The 15,968-nt window shown below is 64.8% G+C and carries 15 protein-coding genes; 5 read left to right on the top strand and 10 right to left on the bottom strand.

Going from position 1 to position 15,968, the window contains the following annotated elements; all coding sequences use genetic code 11:
* The first annotated feature begins 80 nt into the window (after positions 1-80).
* A complete protein-coding gene (locus BHK69_RS24115) occupies positions 81-797 on the top strand; it encodes an MgtC/SapB family protein (RefSeq protein ID WP_069692315.1) in 717 nt (238 codons plus the stop codon).
* A 34-nt stretch (positions 798-831) separates the two neighbouring features.
* Here the strand turns inward: BHK69_RS24115 and BHK69_RS24110 are convergent, their stop codons facing one another.
* On the bottom strand, positions 832-1,071 hold the full coding sequence (locus BHK69_RS24110; RefSeq protein ID WP_244546510.1) for a hypothetical protein: 240 nt from the start codon (positions 1,069-1,071) through the stop codon (positions 832-834).
* A 191-nt stretch (positions 1,072-1,262) separates the two neighbouring features.
* On the opposite strand from BHK69_RS24110, the gene BHK69_RS32735 reads away from it, so the two are divergent.
* Positions 1,263-1,415, top strand: a complete 153-nt coding sequence (locus BHK69_RS32735) for a hypothetical protein (RefSeq protein WP_158516264.1) — start codon at positions 1,263-1,265, stop codon at positions 1,413-1,415.
* 348 nt (positions 1,416-1,763) lie between these two features.
* Here the strand turns inward: BHK69_RS32735 and BHK69_RS24105 are convergent, their stop codons facing one another.
* Positions 1,764-2,267, bottom strand: a complete 504-nt coding sequence (locus BHK69_RS24105; RefSeq protein WP_069692314.1) for a hypothetical protein — start codon at positions 2,265-2,267, stop codon at positions 1,764-1,766.
* Between the two features lie 116 nt (positions 2,268-2,383).
* Between BHK69_RS24105 and BHK69_RS24100 the strand changes: the two genes are divergently transcribed.
* A complete protein-coding gene (locus BHK69_RS24100) occupies positions 2,384-3,760 on the top strand; it encodes an IS5/IS1182 family transposase (protein WP_069690852.1) in 1,377 nt (458 codons plus the stop codon).
* Between the two features lie 97 nt (positions 3,761-3,857).
* Here the strand turns inward: BHK69_RS24100 and BHK69_RS24095 are convergent, their stop codons facing one another.
* The 4 genes from BHK69_RS24095 to murI form a co-directional block, all read right to left on the bottom strand.
* Entirely contained in the window at positions 3,858-4,547 is a 690-nt protein-coding gene (locus BHK69_RS24095; protein WP_148663566.1) for a hypothetical protein, read from the bottom strand.
* 298 nt (positions 4,548-4,845) lie between these two features.
* On the bottom strand, positions 4,846-5,463 hold the full coding sequence (gene rpsD / locus BHK69_RS24090; RefSeq protein WP_069692312.1) for a 30S ribosomal protein S4: 618 nt from the start codon (positions 5,461-5,463) through the stop codon (positions 4,846-4,848).
* 200 nt (positions 5,464-5,663) lie between these two features.
* Positions 5,664-5,897, bottom strand: a complete 234-nt coding sequence (locus BHK69_RS24085) for a hypothetical protein (protein WP_069692311.1) — start codon at positions 5,895-5,897, stop codon at positions 5,664-5,666.
* A 106-nt stretch (positions 5,898-6,003) separates the two neighbouring features.
* Positions 6,004-6,873, bottom strand: coding sequence for a glutamate racemase (gene murI / locus BHK69_RS24080; protein WP_069692310.1), 870 nt, complete (start codon positions 6,871-6,873; stop codon positions 6,004-6,006).
* Positions 6,874-7,125: 252 nt separating this feature from the next.
* On the opposite strand from murI, the gene BHK69_RS24075 reads away from it, so the two are divergent.
* Positions 7,126-7,443, top strand: a complete 318-nt coding sequence (locus BHK69_RS24075; protein WP_148663565.1) for a hypothetical protein — start codon at positions 7,126-7,128, stop codon at positions 7,441-7,443.
* Between the two features lie 61 nt (positions 7,444-7,504).
* On the opposite strand, the gene BHK69_RS24070 is transcribed toward BHK69_RS24075, so the two are convergent.
* A complete protein-coding gene (locus BHK69_RS24070) occupies positions 7,505-8,821 on the bottom strand; it encodes a flavin monoamine oxidase family protein (protein ID WP_069692308.1) in 1,317 nt (438 codons plus the stop codon).
* Between the two features lie 315 nt (positions 8,822-9,136).
* Between BHK69_RS24070 and BHK69_RS24065 the strand changes: the two genes are divergently transcribed.
* Complete coding sequence (locus BHK69_RS24065; protein WP_083269647.1) at positions 9,137-11,458, top strand: TonB-dependent hemoglobin/transferrin/lactoferrin family receptor; 2,322 nt, start codon at positions 9,137-9,139, stop codon at positions 11,456-11,458.
* A gap of 193 nt (positions 11,459-11,651) precedes the next feature.
* Here BHK69_RS24065 and BHK69_RS24060 read toward each other — a convergent pair whose 3' ends face one another.
* From BHK69_RS24060 to BHK69_RS24050, 3 genes are all read right to left on the bottom strand, one after another.
* A complete protein-coding gene (locus BHK69_RS24060; RefSeq protein WP_069692306.1) occupies positions 11,652-12,461 on the bottom strand; it encodes an RNA methyltransferase in 810 nt (269 codons plus the stop codon).
* A gap of 119 nt (positions 12,462-12,580) precedes the next feature.
* The gene (locus BHK69_RS24055; RefSeq protein ID WP_083269646.1) at positions 12,581-14,452 is read right to left on the bottom strand and encodes a methyl-accepting chemotaxis protein; all 1,872 of its coding nucleotides are present in this window, start codon (positions 14,450-14,452) and stop codon (positions 12,581-12,583) included.
* Between the two features lie 295 nt (positions 14,453-14,747).
* The gene (locus BHK69_RS24050; protein WP_069692304.1) at positions 14,748-15,887 is read right to left on the bottom strand and encodes a dipeptidase; all 1,140 of its coding nucleotides are present in this window, start codon (positions 15,885-15,887) and stop codon (positions 14,748-14,750) included.
* Positions 15,888-15,968: the final 81 nt, after the last annotated feature.

Here is a 15,968-nt window from a genome sequence, read left to right as displayed (position 1 = left end):
CATGCAGCCCACGGCCAGCCCTTGCCGGCCGTGGGCTGCAATGCGATTGAACACGCGAACCTGTGCGGGAGGCACCAGGCTTGCGTTTCATCCAGACCTTCGAGCTGCTGCCGTTCCTCGATACGGTCGTCAGCCTCACCGCGGCCTTCATTCTCGGCGTCCTGATCGGTGCCGAGCGCCAGTACCGCCAGCGCACCGCGGGTCTGCGAACGACGGCGCTCGTTGCGCTGGGGGCGGCGGCCTTCGTCGATCTCGCCATGCGTCTCGAAGGTGCGTCGGGGGCGATCCGGGTCATCGCCTATGTCGTCTCCGGCATTGGTTTCCTCGGCGCCGGCGTGATCATGAAGGAAGGCATGAATGTGCGCGGCCTCAACACGGCCGCCACGCTCTGGTGTTCGGCAGCGGTCGGCGCCTGCGCCGGAGCCGACATGGTCGCTGAGGCGGCCCTGATCACGGTCTTCGTCATCGCGGGAAATACGCTGCTGCGGCCGCTGGTCAACGCCATCAACCGGATTCCGCTGAACGAGCAGAGCTCGGAGGCGACCTATGAAGTCGTCGTAACCACCGATCCGCTCTCCTTGGCCGTGGTCCGCGAAGCGCTGGTCGAACACCTCGAGGCGGCGCAATATCCGGTCAGCGACATCACGACGACCGAGCGCGGCGACGATGCGGTCGAGGTGATCGCCAAGTTGATCAGCACGGCGGTCGACCGCAAGGAACTCGACAATGTGGTCGAGCGCCTCGAGCTGCTGCCCGCCGTCAAGCACGCCACCTGGGAGAGCAGCACGGCGGACTGACGCGCCCCCGGCTCTAGCGCCGGTGCGGAAGATCTCAGGTGCCGGCGGCGTCCGAGACGCATTTCTTGGTGAAGCTGGCCTTGGCCGCGCCGGCGAGCTTCTTGTCTGCCGCCTGCTTGTCGCAAGCCGCGCCGGCATCCTTTTCGCATTTCGTCAGGAAGCTGGTCTTGGCGGCGCCATTGAGCTTCTTGTCGCCGGCCTGGACCGCGCAGCTTTGTGCCTGGGCGAGGCTGGAGAGACAGGTCAAGGCGAGGGCGGCGAGCAGCGTCTTCATCATGGTCATCCTTTCCCGAATCAGGGCCGGCAAGGCCTGGTAAAATTATGCGGCACTGTCAGCCGAGGGGAAGGCGAACATCGCTGACAACAGGTAAAATCGACGGGCCTGCGATTCACCATACTTGTTTAAGTTGAATTCATCGCTTCGCATTTACGTTTCAGCAGTAAATCCACTGCGAGGAGGTGACCATGACGGCGACATGGTTGACATGGGGGATGCGGGGCTTCATCGGCTCGGTCTTCGTTCTATGCCTCTTGGGGCCCTATGCGATCTCGATCCTGATCGGCTGCCTCAGCCTCGGCTGTTACTGCTTTCGCGACGAGGCCGGCTCGCATCTGTGAGCCCGCCTGAGCGCCATCTGCCTTGAAGTGGGCCGGCGCGTGGTGTTGCCGCTTTTGCGAAGGTGGTGCGACGCGCGCTCTGCTTCGTTCGAAGTGTTGATGCTTGCGATCCCGCTCTGGCCTGCGGCAGTGCGGGCGGGTGGGGCGCAGCCGGTCTTCGCAACGCCCTGTACGCTCCCGACCCGCAGCGGCAAGAGGCCCTTCAGGACCCCGGCAGGGTACGTGATGGCGACCTACAGGAAACGCGAGGGGCCGAGGGGGGATTGGGGAGGCCGGGCGGTAAGAGTAGGGCGCTCAGATTTTGGCGGCTGATTGTCCGGAGGTCGCTTCCCAACCCATTGCTGACTCTCATCGATCATACCCTACCCCCACCACTAGGCTAAGTTCGGGGATTACATAGATCCCCCTGCCGCCCTGCTGTTTATAGAAGCTCCCAGGTTTGCGGAGTGCGTCGATAATCCCTTTGGGCCAAAGCCAAGAATGAGCTTGCCCACAGTGAATGAAAGCCCCAGGTCCATCGGCAAAAAACGATGGCTGCACAGGCGGCGTCTCTTTCCACTCTCCATGAAAGTATGTTGGCGTTATCATCTTGGCAGGATCATCATCGCCGTGAAAAAACGCTAATCCTTCGTTTTTCAAGGCATCGACTGTTTTGTCGGACAAGCTGAAAGCGAACGCGCCAACATAGCCCAGAAAGCTGTTGCAGCTCCCTTCGGCGTAAAACCAGCCAGTTTGCAGCTTCTCGGGCAGCAAATTGCGCTGATATGAGCGGCTGGCGAGCGAGCAGCCAGCCCATGGAAGAACCAGAATAGCGCTGCTGATCAACGCGACCCGAGCTAGCCTGCCTGCCATCCCGATCTCCTATGGAGCCCCCAACCGAAGTCCGATAACGACCGATTGTGTTGAAGAAGTCGGTGTTGCTGGGAGCTTGAGGTTCTGATTCAGTCGTCGCTGCGGAGGGCGGCGCGATGATGGGCGAGCGGACGGTTGCGCAGGAGGCACTGTTCTACGAGTTCAGCCTGGAACGGCACGTCCCTGCGCATCACCTGCTGCGCGCCATCGATCTCTTTGTCGATCTGTCCGGCATTCGGGCGCATTTGCGCCCGTTCTACAGCGACACCGGCCGGCCCTCGATCGATCCCGAGTTGATGATCCGAATGCTGATCGTCGGCTACTGCTTCGGCATCCGCTCCGAGCGCAGACTCTGCGACGAGGTCCATCTGAACCTGGCCTATCGCTGGTTCTGCCGGCTCGGTCTGGAGGGGGATGTGCCCGACCATTCCACCTTCTCAAAGAACCGGCACGGTCGCTTCCGCGACAGCGATCTGTTGCGCGAGGTGTTCGAGACGACGGTCAGGCGCTGCATGGCGGAGGGGCTGGTTGGTGGCGAGGGGTTTGCCGTCGATGCCAGCCTGATCAAGGCCGACGCCAATCGCCAGAACGGCGTGCCCGGCAAGGACGGGTTGGCGCCCGAGACCGCCAACCATGCGGTGCGCGAGTATCTGACCGTGCTTGACGATGCCGCCTTCGGCGCGGCGACGCCGGTCGTGCCCAAGTTCATCTCGCCGGCTGATCCTGCCGCGCGCTGGACGGCCGCCCATGGCGGGCAGGCCTTCTTTGCCTATGCAACGAACTACCTGATCGATCTGAAGCATGCCGTCATCATGGATGTCGAGGCGACCACGGCAGTGCGGCAGGCCGAGGTCGGCGCCGCGCGAACCATGATCGGTCGCACGCAGGACAGGTTCGGCACATGGCCTGAGAAGCTGGTCGCAGACGCCGCTTATGGCTCGGCCGAGAACCTGGCCTGGCTGGTGCACGAGCGCGGTATCGAGCCGCATATCCCGGTGTTCGACAAATCCACGCGCCGGGACGGCACATTCAGCCGCTCCGACTTCGCCTATGATCACGATCGCGATCTCTACATCTGCCCGGACGGCAAGGAGTTGCGGCAGTTCCGACGGCCCTTCGCGGTGCCGCGCGACGGTATCGATCCTGAAGGCCTCATGCGCTACCGGGCGATCAAGAGCGACTGCGACGCCTGTTCCCTGAAGCCAAAGTGCTGTCCGAAAGATCCTGCTCGCAAGATCCTCCGCTCCATCCACGAAGGCGCCCGCGACATGGCGCGCGACATCGCCGCCACCGATGCATACGTAACCTCGCGACGAGAGCGGAAGAAGGTCGAGATGCTGTTCGCGCACCTGAAGCGCATCCTCAAACTCGATCGCCTGCGCTTGCGAGGACCATGCGGCGCCCGCGACGAGTTCCTCCTCGCAGCCACCGCCCAGAACCTCAGGAAAATGGCGAAGCTGATGCCGGCCGGAGCACCGCCCCTGGCGGCATGAGGGCGAACGCCCTCTCAGCGACCCGTTCAGCATCAATCGGCAGCCGACCCCAGCGCCGACTTCTTCAACACAATCGGCCCAATTGCGACATTCGCCCTCAATGCCGCGCCGCCTCCGCGCCCTTCATCTCCACCTCAAACGCCACCAACTGCCCAAATAGCGCCCCCTTCCGGAAATCCTCATCGACCCCCCTCCCGGAATGCCGCTTCTGTTTCCGGCTCTCGAAAACCCCCAACCATGTGAGGGGGCGCAAGACACGGGACACCATGGCGAACTCCGGGAGGTCGGGCCTCGGCACCTTGTCGAGCGTGTCCATGATCGTACAGGACTCCATCAAGCTCGCCGCGCTTGACCAGCCATGCGCCGTCACCGACAGGCTCCACAGGACCACACCCATATGGTGCTGCGGCCAGAAGTCGATCGGGTTGTTGTCGAAGTCCTGAAGGTTCACCTTCCAGAACAACGCTTCAAACAGTTCAGCCAGCAGGGCGGGGGCCGCTTCAGGAGCAAGCAGGGCGTTTCCCACCTTGGTTGCCTTGAGGACTCCCAGGCGCTTCCTCAAGAGCCCGGCAGCCTGCAGCACGATCCTCGTGAAAAGGACCCCGTAGGCGTCATCTTCGTTGATGACCTTGTTCATCGCGAGCGTGGTGGTCTTGTCGTATCCCGGCCATTCCGTCCCGTCGAAGACATGCCGGACATCGACACGCTTGAGGGCTCCAGCAGGCGTGAGCACGAGCCCGCCTTTCTCCACGGCAAGCGCCAGCAGGAGCCGCGCGGCGATGACCATGGGGACCTGTAGGGCGGCCTCAACAGGGACGTTGTAGGGCGTGAGGCGGATAGCCTGCGGGACCCTGCCGGGCGGCTCCAGGAGCGCCTTGAGCGAGTCGGGCTGGAGGTGCGTCCAAGCGGGAGGAATAGAGGTCACGTCGGGGAGCGTAGGCGGGCCGGAGCGAAGGCTCAACAGCCGGACCGAAGAAGCGCCCGCAAAAACCGTGAGGGGGACAAAATACGGAAAGGGCGGCTCTTGCGAGCCGCCCTTTCGTGAATCCCGCCAGGCGCTTGCGGCCCGGCTCTGCGAAACTGAATCAGCGCGAGTAGAACTCGATGACAAGGTTCGGTTCCATCTGCACCGCATAGGGCACGTCCGTCAGGGTCGGCGTGCGGGTGTAGGTGGCGGTCGACTTGTTGTGGTCGGCATCGATGTAGTCAGGCACGTCGCGCTCGGCCAGTGCAGCGGCTTCGATCACGATGGCGAGCTGGCGGGAGCTCTCCTTGACCGCGATCACGTCGCCCGGCTTGACCTGGTAGGACGCGATGTTGACGCGCTTGCCGTTGACCGTGACATGGCCGTGGTTGACGAACTGGCGGGCGGCGAAGACCGTCGCCACGAACTTGGCGCGGTAGATCACGGCGTCCAGGCGGCGCTCGAGCAGGCCGATCAGGTTCTCGCCCGAATCGCCCTTAAGGCGGATCGCCTCGGCGTAATAGCGGCGGAACTGCTTCTCGGAGATCGAGCCGTAATAACCCTTGAGCTTCTGCTTGGCGCGCAGCTGCGTGCCGAAATCGGAAGGCTTGCCCTTGCGGCGCTGGCCGTGCTGGCCGGGGCCGTATTCGCGGCGGTTGACCGGGGATTTCGGGCGGCCCCAGATGTTCTGACCGAGACGGCGGTCAATCTTGTACTTCGCCTCGTGGCGCTTGGTCATGTTTCGCGTGTCCTCTAGGTTCGCGAGTGAGGACCGCGCCCTCCTGCTCCCCATCTCCGGGGCGACAGATCCGGCTCCTGAGAGCGGATCACGGGTGCGGAAAAAGCCACGCGGGCCCTGATGGACCCGCGCGACGGGAGCCCTATAGGCTCAAGGCCGGTGCGAAGTCAAATCCGTCCGGTCGCCGGCGCCCCGACATCTCACCAGTAATAGCCGCGCCAATGGCCGTAGCGGTGGTGGCGATGGTGCTTGTACCAGCCGTAATGATGGCCGCGATGCCAGCCATAATGCCGGCGGGGGCCATGACGGTGCCCGTAATGGTGGCCATGGCTCTTATGCCAGCCATGCGGCTTGGCCTGAGCCTCGGAACTCGCGCTGACTCCGATGAGGGCGAAGCCAAACGCCAGCGCGATGATCAGAAGAAGCTTTTTCATGTCCTTTCCTCCTTCGCGGCGCTGCGGGAGCGGCGTCAGGAAAACGCGACGACGTCAGGAAAACGCTTGGCGCTTCAACCGGTTCCGCCGCGACGTTGGAGCGCTCTCAGTTCGCGAGCGGGATCGCCTCGATGGTGATCTGGGTCAGCCCGTAGCCGGCCAAGGCGATGCGCAGCGGGCCGCTGATGCCGGCGCCGCTGGTAAAGATCGCCGGCGCTTCACCGGCAGCCTCTGCGAGCCGGGGCATGGCCGGCCCGAGGAGCTGGGTGACGCGCCGGGCGACGGCCGGGGCCGGGTCGATCCAGCTCACCGGCCAGGGCGCGAGCCGCCGCATCCGCTCGATCAGCAAGGGGTAATGGGTGCAGGACAGCGTGACCACATCCGTGCGGGCGCCGTCTTTGGCGACGAAGCAGGGCGCGATCTCGGCCAGGACCGCTGCGTCGTCGATGGCCTCGCCCTTGAGCGCCGCTTCGGCGAGGCCGGCAAGCCGCGTCGAGCCGACCAGCGTGACGTGGCAGGCCCCGGCATAGGTTGCGATCAGGTCACGGGTGTAGTCGCGGGCGACGGTGCCTGGCGTCGCCAGCACCGAGATCAGGCGGCTCCGCGTCAGCTCGGCGGCCGGCTTGATCGCCGGAACCGTGCCGACGAAGGGAATGCTGAAACGCGCCCGCAAGGCGGGCAGCACCAAGGTCGAGGCGGTGTTGCAGGCGATGACGACGAGATCGGGATGGCAGCGCTCGACCAGCCGCTCCATCACGCTCAGCACGCGCCCGACCAGGGTTGCCTCGTCGAGTCGGCCATAGGGAAAGCCGGCATCGTCCGCGGCATAGACGATGCGGGCATCGGGACGCGCGCGCGTCATCTCGGCCAGGACGGTGAGCCCGCCCAGACCGGAATCGAAAACCAGGATGGTGGGTTGGCGCAGCGGCATCGCTGCCGTGCCATAGGCCGTTCCGGCCAAAAGATCGACCTGCATGACGCGACGCTTGTCGTTAAGAGAGCTGGTTTGCCGAGAGAGAACTGGGCCACGATTGCGCCAGAGGCGGGTTGCGAAAGGGTTAAGGGGCGCTTTCGAAGCTGTCTCGGATTTGGTCGTTTTCGGGCTGGAGATCTTGTTCGCGGGCGTCCCGGCCGAGCTTTGCCCGGCTTGCGAAGCAGCACGCGGACGCCATATCCATGCGCGCTCATCACGGGCGATGGGCTCGTTTGCCCTGGGAGTGCGATGAGCATGCGCGGTTTTGGTTTCGTGATCGGCGCTGCGCTGCTGCTCGCCTCGCCGACTGTCAAAGCCGCCGAGCTGAAGGCCGGCCCGCTTTTCGTCATCTGCTCGGCGACCAATGAGCGGGTCGTCTCGAACTGCCAGGCCTTCACCGAGGGCTTCGTCCTCGGCCTTGCCGGTGCGGGCGCGATCTGCCCGCCACCAGACGCCTACAAAGACGTCATCAAGGATCTGATCAGGCTGCCGCGTGCGGAGATTGGAGACAAGACCGTGGCCGAGTTGCTGGTACCGCGATTGAGGCTTCGCTACCCCTGTTCCGGTGTGTGACGCCGGCTTCTGAAAATGAGCTGCATCGGCCCGTGCTGTGGGGAGATCGCACGAGCCCGCTTCAGGCCTTCAGCCGCGCGACCGCCGCGGCTGCCACCCGCCCGGCCAGCGTCGCGCCGCCGACCGTCATCGCGCCGCCGCCGGCCGTTGCCTCGCCTGCGATGAAGATGCGCCCGCCGATCGGCTGGGCCAGCGCGTCGCGCGCCGTCTCCCGGCCGGGCAGGCAAACCGAATAGGAGCCGAGCGAGAACGGGTCGGTCCACCAGGCCGGGAAGGAGCAGGCCTTGACCGCCTTGCGGACATCGCCGCCGAGCATCTGCGAGAGCAGATCGGTGACATGGGCCTGTGCCTCGGCCGTGCCGGCCTTCGCGAGGTCGCGGGCATGGTCGCCGCCGAAATAGCCGATGACGATGTCCTGATCATCTGGGAACAGGTCGAAATTCATCAGCGTCTTCGGCGAGCCGGCCTCAAGGAAGCTCATGCCCGCAGTCACGCCGAAGCGCTCGCCTTCGACCTTGAGCGCGATCTTGGTCAATGCGCCCATGCCGATGCCGGAGAGCGCGTCGCGTGTGGTCGCCGGCAATTCGGGCGTGAAGCGGATCGTGCTCGCCTTCAGCACGCCGACCGGCACCGTGACGATGCAGGCACTCGCCCGCAAGCTGCCGGAGGGGCTGGTGACGACGACGCCCGGTCCATCCCAGGCGATCGTGCTGACCGGCTCGTTCAAGCGGATGTCGAGACCCGCGCCATGGCGCGTGACGAGGTTGCCATAGCCGGAGGGCACGACGAGGTCGTCGCCCGCCCAGAGCCGTTGGTAATCGCGCGCCGAGATGCGCTCCGATTCCTCGCCGATCGAGAGCAGCAGGCCCGAGGAGGCGACCGGGGCCATGTCGGGGCCGAGATCGCCGAGCAGTTCGGCGATCGAAAGGTCGCGCTTGGTCAGATCGACAGTCTCCAGCCTGCGGTCGATCTGCCCGAAGGCGCTGCGGCGCTTCAGCCGGTCGGTCTCCGGCATGGGCTTGCCGTCGGCGAAGACCCGGAAGCCGCTGCCCCAGGGTTCGTTCGGCGTCTCGACGCCGAGTTCGCGGGCGATCTGGACCCAGGGGTTGCGCTCGGCCCAGTGGATGAACATCGCACCGGCGTCATAGGCGGGGCCGAGTGAGGTATCGGTGAAGGCACGGCCGCCGATGCGGTTGCGGGCTTCGAGCAGGATCACCGTGCGGCCCGCCACCTTCAGGCCATGGGCGGCGGCGATGCCGGCCGCACCCGCGCCGATGATGACGACGTCGACATCGGCGGCCGAGGCATTGCGCCCCGTTCCGGCAAGCGTGGCCGCCATGGCGCTGGCTCCGGTCAAGAGGCTCCGGCGATCGAGCATGCGTGGGTTCCCTGATGGCGCCTGCCATGATGCTCCGGCGCTTGTGCGTTGCAATAGGGAGCTGCCTTGCGGCGGCGCTGTGACGATCACGAGATCGGGAGGAGAGGACTGTGGCGAAACATGTCCCGGCGGCGGGGGATTGCCACATTCGAGGCAGTCGAACCGGCCTCTCAGTTGTTCGTTAGAATAAATCTATAGTTTAGTTGCGATGCCGCAAAAGATTGACAGCTACAAATACGGCAAATATCTGATCGTTGTCTTGTACTGCTGTATAAGGCCTTGTTTATATTCATTTTAATCTCCGATGGCGCGGCGATGTCGCTGAGCTGCGGTGACAAGGACTGGACTTGGGCGATGGGCGATTATTCCGGTAGACTGCGCGGGGGCGTGGCGCTTGGAAGCTTGATGTTGGCTTTGATGGCTGGGCCGGCTTACGCGCAGCAACAAAGCCGCTCGCAACCGGCGGCCAGCGCGGCCAATCCGGACAGTCCGGTGGTTCTCGACCAGATCAATGTGCAGGGCGAGGGCGTGCCCGGTGGAACGCTGCTCAACGGGCCGACCACGACGCGCACGACACGCCAGGAGCTCGACCGCGAGCAAGTTCAGAACCTCTCCGATCTCGCCAATCGCGTCGAAGCCGGCATCAGTTTCAACCGCCAGAACAACTCGCTCAACATCCGCGGCCTCGACGGCGCCCGTGTGCTGACGACGATCGACGGTATCCGCCAACCCTTCCTGATCGACACGCGCATCAGTCGCGGCGCCCAGAACGCTTTCGATTTCGATTCGCTCTCGACGCTCGACCTGCTTCGCGGCGGCAGCGGCGCCAGCACGCTGGGCGGCGGGGCGCTCGGCGGCGCGCTTGCCGTGCGCACGCTCGACCCGGAGGACCTGCTCCGCAACGGCCGTTCCTATGGCACGCTCGCCAAGACCGGCTATGACAGCACGGACCGGGCCTGGTTCGGCAGCGGTGCTGTCGCCGCCCGCATGGGCAACACCTCCGTCCTGCTGCAGGGCGGCTTCCGCGACGGCCACGAGATCGACAGCAAGGGCTCGAACAAGAGCATCGGCGCAACGCGCACGGCGCCGAACCCGAGCGACTTCAACCAGTACAATTTCCTCGGCAAGATCTATCAGGAGGTCGGCGACCATCGCTTCGGCCTCACCGCCGAGTTCTTCAAGCGCGCGGATCGCACCCAGGTCCGGAACAACACGGTCTCGCTGACCGGCAATTTCCGTCCGGGCGCCTATCAGAGCGGCGAGGACGTCGAGCGCAACCGGGTCTCGCTGACCTATGACTACAAGCGGCCCGGCGGCTTCATCGACGAGGCGCATGCGACGCTCTACTGGCAGCGGCTGAAGCGTGACGACCTCACCAACGCCTGGCGCTTCACGAGCATCGTCGGACCCTATGCCCGCGACAATTCCAACGAAGAGAACGCCTACGGCTTCAATGGCCATGTGCTGAAGAACTTCCAGACCGGCGTGCTGTCGCACCGCGTCACGCTCGGCACCGAGCTGCGCACCACTTCGCTGGAGCAGTACTCGGCCGGCGTCGACAACTGCCCGGCGCGTCCGGCGTCGGGTGCGTTCGCGGGGGCGCTCGCCACCTGCAACAACCTCTTCACCAACCAGGCCGACCAGCCGAAGATCGACGGAAAGCTCGTCGGCCTTTACGCGCATGACGAGATCGGGCTCATCGACAATCGCCTGCGCATCACGCCCGGCGTGCGTTTCGACTGGTACGAGGAAAAGCCGCAGGATACGCCGGCCTACACGAATGGCGGCTCGCGTCCGGTCGGTTTGCCGCCGTCATCGAGCGACACGGGCTGGTCGCCGCGCATCCGGCTCGAATACGACATCCTGAAGAATGCGCCCCTGGTGAAGGACGTTACCGTCTTCGCGCAATGGGCCAAGACCTTCCGCGCGCCGACGGCGGACGAACTCTATGGCCGCTTCGGCGGGCCCTCCACCTATCTGCGCACCGGCAATCCGAATCTGCGTCCTGAAGTCGGCAACGGCATCGATGTCGGCTTGCGCTTCGGTAACAAGCAGCTCGGCGGCTCGATCACCTATTTCCACACCAACTACCGCAATTTCATCGAGACCTATCAAGTTCAGGCTCCGGGCGTCGGTGGGCTGTATCCGCAAGGCGGCATCACCGGCTATCAGAATATCAACCGCGCGGAGATCCAAGGTTTCGAAGCGAACGGCCAATACGGCTTTGCGCCGAATTGGCTGGTGCGCGGCTCCTTCGCCTATACCCGCGGCAAGAACAAGGACAACGACACCTTCCTGAACTCGATCCCGCCGGTGCAGGGCATCGTCGCGATCGCTTATGGCACCGATGTCTGGGGGGCCGAGGTTTCGACCAAGCTGGCGGCGGCGCGTGACGACGTCTCGACTGTGTCAGGGGGCACCGGCTTCAACGCGCCGGGCTATGCGATCTTCAATGCTTCGGCGTGGTGGCGGCCGCTGCCGCAGGTCGCGGATCTCGAATTGCAGGTCGGCGTCTACAACATCTTCGACCGCAAGTATTTCGATGCCGTCAATGTCCCGCTCGCACGTCCCCAGGCGCGCGACTACTACAGCGAGCCCGGCCGGACCGTGAAGGCGACGATGAAGTACCAGTTCTGAGCCGAGAAGCACCCGAACGGGAAAGGGCCGGCATACGCGTCGGCCCTTTTTGCATTCTGAAGTGCGAAGCCCTTTGCGTCATTGCGAGCGAAGCGAAGCAATCCAAGAAGACGTAGCGCTCTGCCGCTCCTGGATTGCTTCGCTTCGCTCGCAATGACGGCCAGACATTGTCGGGCAGCGAACGGTTGGTGGCTTACTCGCCGTTTTCGCTCTTCGGCACGCGCAGCCGCCGCGGCCCCTCGGCGAGCGACTTGAACAGGCCGCGCAAGGTGCGCGCCTCCTGCTCGGTCAGGCTCAGCCGATGCAGGATGTCGCGCAGATTGGCGGTCATCACCGGCTTCTTGCCCGGTGGAAAGAAGCCGCAGATGTCGAGCTCGCCCTCGACATAATCGAACATCGACAGGATCGTCTCGCGCGTCGCCGGCGGCGAGGTGTTGCTCTCGCGGAAGGGCGGTTCGCCGCTGGTCGCCTTGAACCATTCATAGCTGGCGAGCAGCACGGCCTGCGCCAGGTTGAGCGAGGCGAAGGCCGGATTGACCGGGAAGGTGAGGATCGCGTCGGCGAAGCTGATCTCCTCATTGGTCAGGCCGATGCGCTCGCGCCCGAATAGGATGCCGACGCGTTCGCCCGCGCTGACACGCTCCGTGAGCGGCGGCATCGCCTCGGCCGGCGTGACCACGCGCTTCATCTGGCCGCGCTCGCGGGCGGTGGTGGCGAGCACATGGTTGAGATCGGCGATGGCCGAGGCGGTGTCTGGAAAGAGCCTGGCGTTCTCCAGGATATGGGTCGCGCCAGAGGCTGCGGAAGTCGCGCCCTTCTTCAGGCCGCCGCCCGTCGGCCAGCCGTCGCGCGGTGCGACGAGGCGCATCTCCGACAGGCCGAAATTTGCCATGGCGCGGGCGCACATGCCGATGTTCTCGGCCATCTGCGGTTCGACCAGGATGATGACCGGGGCCGGTGCCGTGGTCGGCGGGCGTGTGCGGTCTGTGCCGGATCCAGTCATGAAATGGGCTCGCTTTCGGATAGAGAGCGAGCCCTTAACGGATGGAGCAGCTTCGGCAAGCAATCTCTGAGAAGCGGTCGGAGAAGCAATCTCTTGCCGGGAGGCCTGCAGGCTTGAGATCAGGCGGCGTAGCGGCGCTGCGGCTGCACCGCAGGGGCTTGCTGGCCGGCTGAGCTGCTATCGGTCCGGAAGGTCGCGACCAGGCCGTTGAGGCGCTGGATCTGGCTCAGCAGCGATGTCGCCGAGGCCGCGCTTTCCTCGGCGAGCGCCGCGTTCTGCTGGGTCATCTCATCCATATGCGCCACGGTCTGGCTCATCTCGTCGATGCCGTTGGCCTGCTCGGCCGAAGCGGCCGAGATGTCGGTCACGGTCGCGGAGACCTTGCGCGAGGCTTCGACGATCTGGTTGAGCGCCTCGCCGGCGGAGCGCACCAGCGCCACGCCCTGCTCGACCTCGCGGCCGGATTCGCCGATCAGCGCCGTGATGTCCTTGGCGGCGTCGCCAGAGCGCTGCGCCAGCGTGCGGACCTCGGAGGCGACGACGGCAAAGCCCTTGCCGGCGTCGCCGGCGCGGGCGGCCTCGACTGCGGCGTTAAGTGCCAGCAGATTGGTCTGGAAGGCGATCTCGTCGATCACCGAGGTGATGTCCGAAATCTTCTTCGAGGCGAGTTCGATCCGCGCCATCGCATCGACCGCATTGGTGACGATGGCGCCGCCCTTCTCCGCGACCGACATGGCCTGTTCGGCCAGCGCGACCGCCTGCCTGGAGGCTGCCGCCGAGGCCTTCACCGAGGCTGCGAGTTCCTCTGTGGTGGCTGCGGTCTCTTCGAGCGAGGAGGCCTGCTCCTCGGTGCGCTTCGACAGGTCGTCGGCGCCCATATTGATCTCGCGGGCGGAGTTTCCGACATCGGTCGAGGTGGCCTGGATCGTCGAGACCGTCTCGCTGAGGCGGGCGACGGCCGTGTTGAAGTCGTCGCGGAGCTTCTCATAGGCGGCTGCGACATCGCTATCGATCCGGCAGGTCAGGTCGCCCTTGGACAGCATGTCGAGGCCCCCGGCGAGCAGATCCATAACCTCGCGCTGTTCCGTGGCGAGGCGCTCCTGGTCGCGGGCATTGGCGGCGCGGTCGCGCTCGGTCTGCTGGCGCTGCGTCTCGGAGGCGGTGCGGGATTGCGCGGTCTCCTCTTCCAGCCGCCGCATTTCGAGGCCGTTCTGCTTGAAGACGAGCACGGTCTTGGCCATGGCGCCGACTTCGTCCTTGCGGGCGGCGCCCTCGACGGCCGTGTCGAAATTGCCGGCGGCGAGCTCGCTCATCGCAAGCTTCAAGCGATCCAACGGGCGCGTGATGGTGCGCGAGGACATCAGGGTGGCGCCGGCGAGCCCGAGCAGAAGCCCTGCGACGCTGGCGGCCAGGGTGACGGTAGCGGTGTGCTCGGTCGTCGCGGTCAAAGCATTGGATCTGGCGTCGAGATCCTTGATCATCGCCGCATTGGAGGCGACGATCTCTCCGACGAGCCCGCGAAGCTTGCCGTCCAGCGTGCTCATCACCGCCAGCGCCTTGGTGTTCTCATCCTGCTCTCCAAGCTGGATGGCCTGGTCGACGGAGGCCTTCAAGCCGCGCGCCTGCGTGGCGAAGCCCTCGAAACGCTCCTTCATCTCCGGCAGGATCGTGGCTGCCTCGCTGAGGTAAGCGAGGGTGTCCTTGTAGGAGGCCTCGCCTTGCGCCTTGGCCTCGACGCTCCCGGGCGCACCGGCGGGGTAGGCGATGATCTTGTAGGTTTGCGCGATCAGGTCGTTCGCCGTCCGTGCGGCGCGCGCGCTGGCCAGAATAGCCTTGGGGCGGGTGTCCAGCATGACGGAGTAGTCGGTGTCGACCTGCTTCATCTGCTGGCCGGCATAGAGGCAGGCACCCAGCCCGATCAGACCCATCAGGATGATGGCGCTGACGAATTTCGTACCGATCTTGATATTGTTCAGGTTGATCATGGCCATCTCGAGCTGCTGCTGGTCGGGATGGTTAGCGAACGCGGTTAAGGATCAATGAAATCAACGGCTTCTAGCCGATAAATCATCCTTTTTCACACGTATTGGGCGTGCCTATGCGGGCATGCAATCCAGGGGAGCTGAAATCCGGCGATGGCTTACAGAGCAATTCCCGATCCAATTGGGTCGGAAATTGCTCTGGCTCTTTGTTTTAACGCGTTTTCTCCGCGCAAACGCTTCGCGTTTGTCGCTGGGGAACCGGTATCCACTTCGCTCGAAAACGCGCCAGTGCCGCCTTTACGAATCAGGCGGCAGCCTTCTCCACCGCCCGCATGACCCGCAGCGTGTTGCCGCCGGCAAGCTTTTCGAGGTTGTCTTCCGACCAGCCGCGCCGGATCAGTTCCGCGATCAGCGAGGGGAAGACCGAGGTGTCCTCGAGTCCATCGGGATTGACCCAGCCGAAAAAGTCCGAGCCGACGCCGATATGGTCGTGGCCGATGCGCTTGGCGAGGTAGTCGAGATGGTCGCAATATTGCGGCAGCGTCGCCTTCGGGCGCGGCCCGGCCTTGCGCTCGATCTCCTGCTCCGCCTTGGCGTAATCGAGCCCTTCGGGCGTCTTGCCGTACTGGTCCTTGACCGGGCGGTGCCAGTCGCGCGCGGCCTGGTTGATGAAATCGGGCACGAAGGTCGCCATCACAACGCCGCCATTGCCGGCGACGCGGTCGAGCACGTCATCGGGGACGTTGCGCGGGTGGTCGCAGAGCGAAAACGCGTTGGAATGCGACCAGACGACCGGTGCGCTTGTGACGTCGAGCGTGTCGTGCATCACCTTGGGCGAGACATGGGCGAGGTCGACGACCATGCCGAGCTTGTTCATGCGCGCGATGACCTCCTTGCCGAAGGCGCTGAGGCCGTTGTGCTTGGGGGCGTCAGTCGCGGAATCGCACCAATCATGCGTGCCGTTGTGGCAAAGCGTCATCAGCCGGACGCCGAGATCGTAATAGGCGTCGAGCGCATCGAGCTCGTTGTCGAGCGCCGAGCCGTTCTCGATCGTCATGAACAGCGCGATCCTGCCCTCGGCTTTGGCTGCAGCGACATCGGCGGCCGAGAGGCCGGGGCGGAAGGCGTCCGAATGACGCTTCAGGATGTCGCGCATCAGCGCGATCTGGGCGAGCGCGAAGCCGGCGGGCTTGGGGTGGTTCGGTGGCACATAGGCCGCGAAGAACTGCCCGGCGAGCTTGCCGGCCCGCATGCGCGGAATGTCGGTGTCGACCTCGGGATGCACCTTGGCGAGATCATAGGCCGCGACATCGCCCTTGGCGTTGCGATCGAGCCTGATGACATAGGGCAGGTCGTTATGGCCGTCGATCATCGGCGCGCGGTCGAGCAGTGCGAGCGCGGCGACGTAGGCATTGTCCTGAACGGGGGCTTCGGCGAGGGCCATGGCGCAACCTTGAGCTGGAATCGAGAGCAGCCGGGATCGTGGCAGGGCAGGGCGTGAGAAGCGAGAGGGGAAAGCGCAGGG

It is taken from the genome of Bosea vaviloviae, from assembly GCF_001741865.1.
Classification (GTDB): domain Bacteria; phylum Pseudomonadota; class Alphaproteobacteria; order Rhizobiales; family Beijerinckiaceae; genus Allobosea; species Allobosea vaviloviae.
This window is presented reverse-complemented; position numbering and strand designations above follow the sequence as displayed.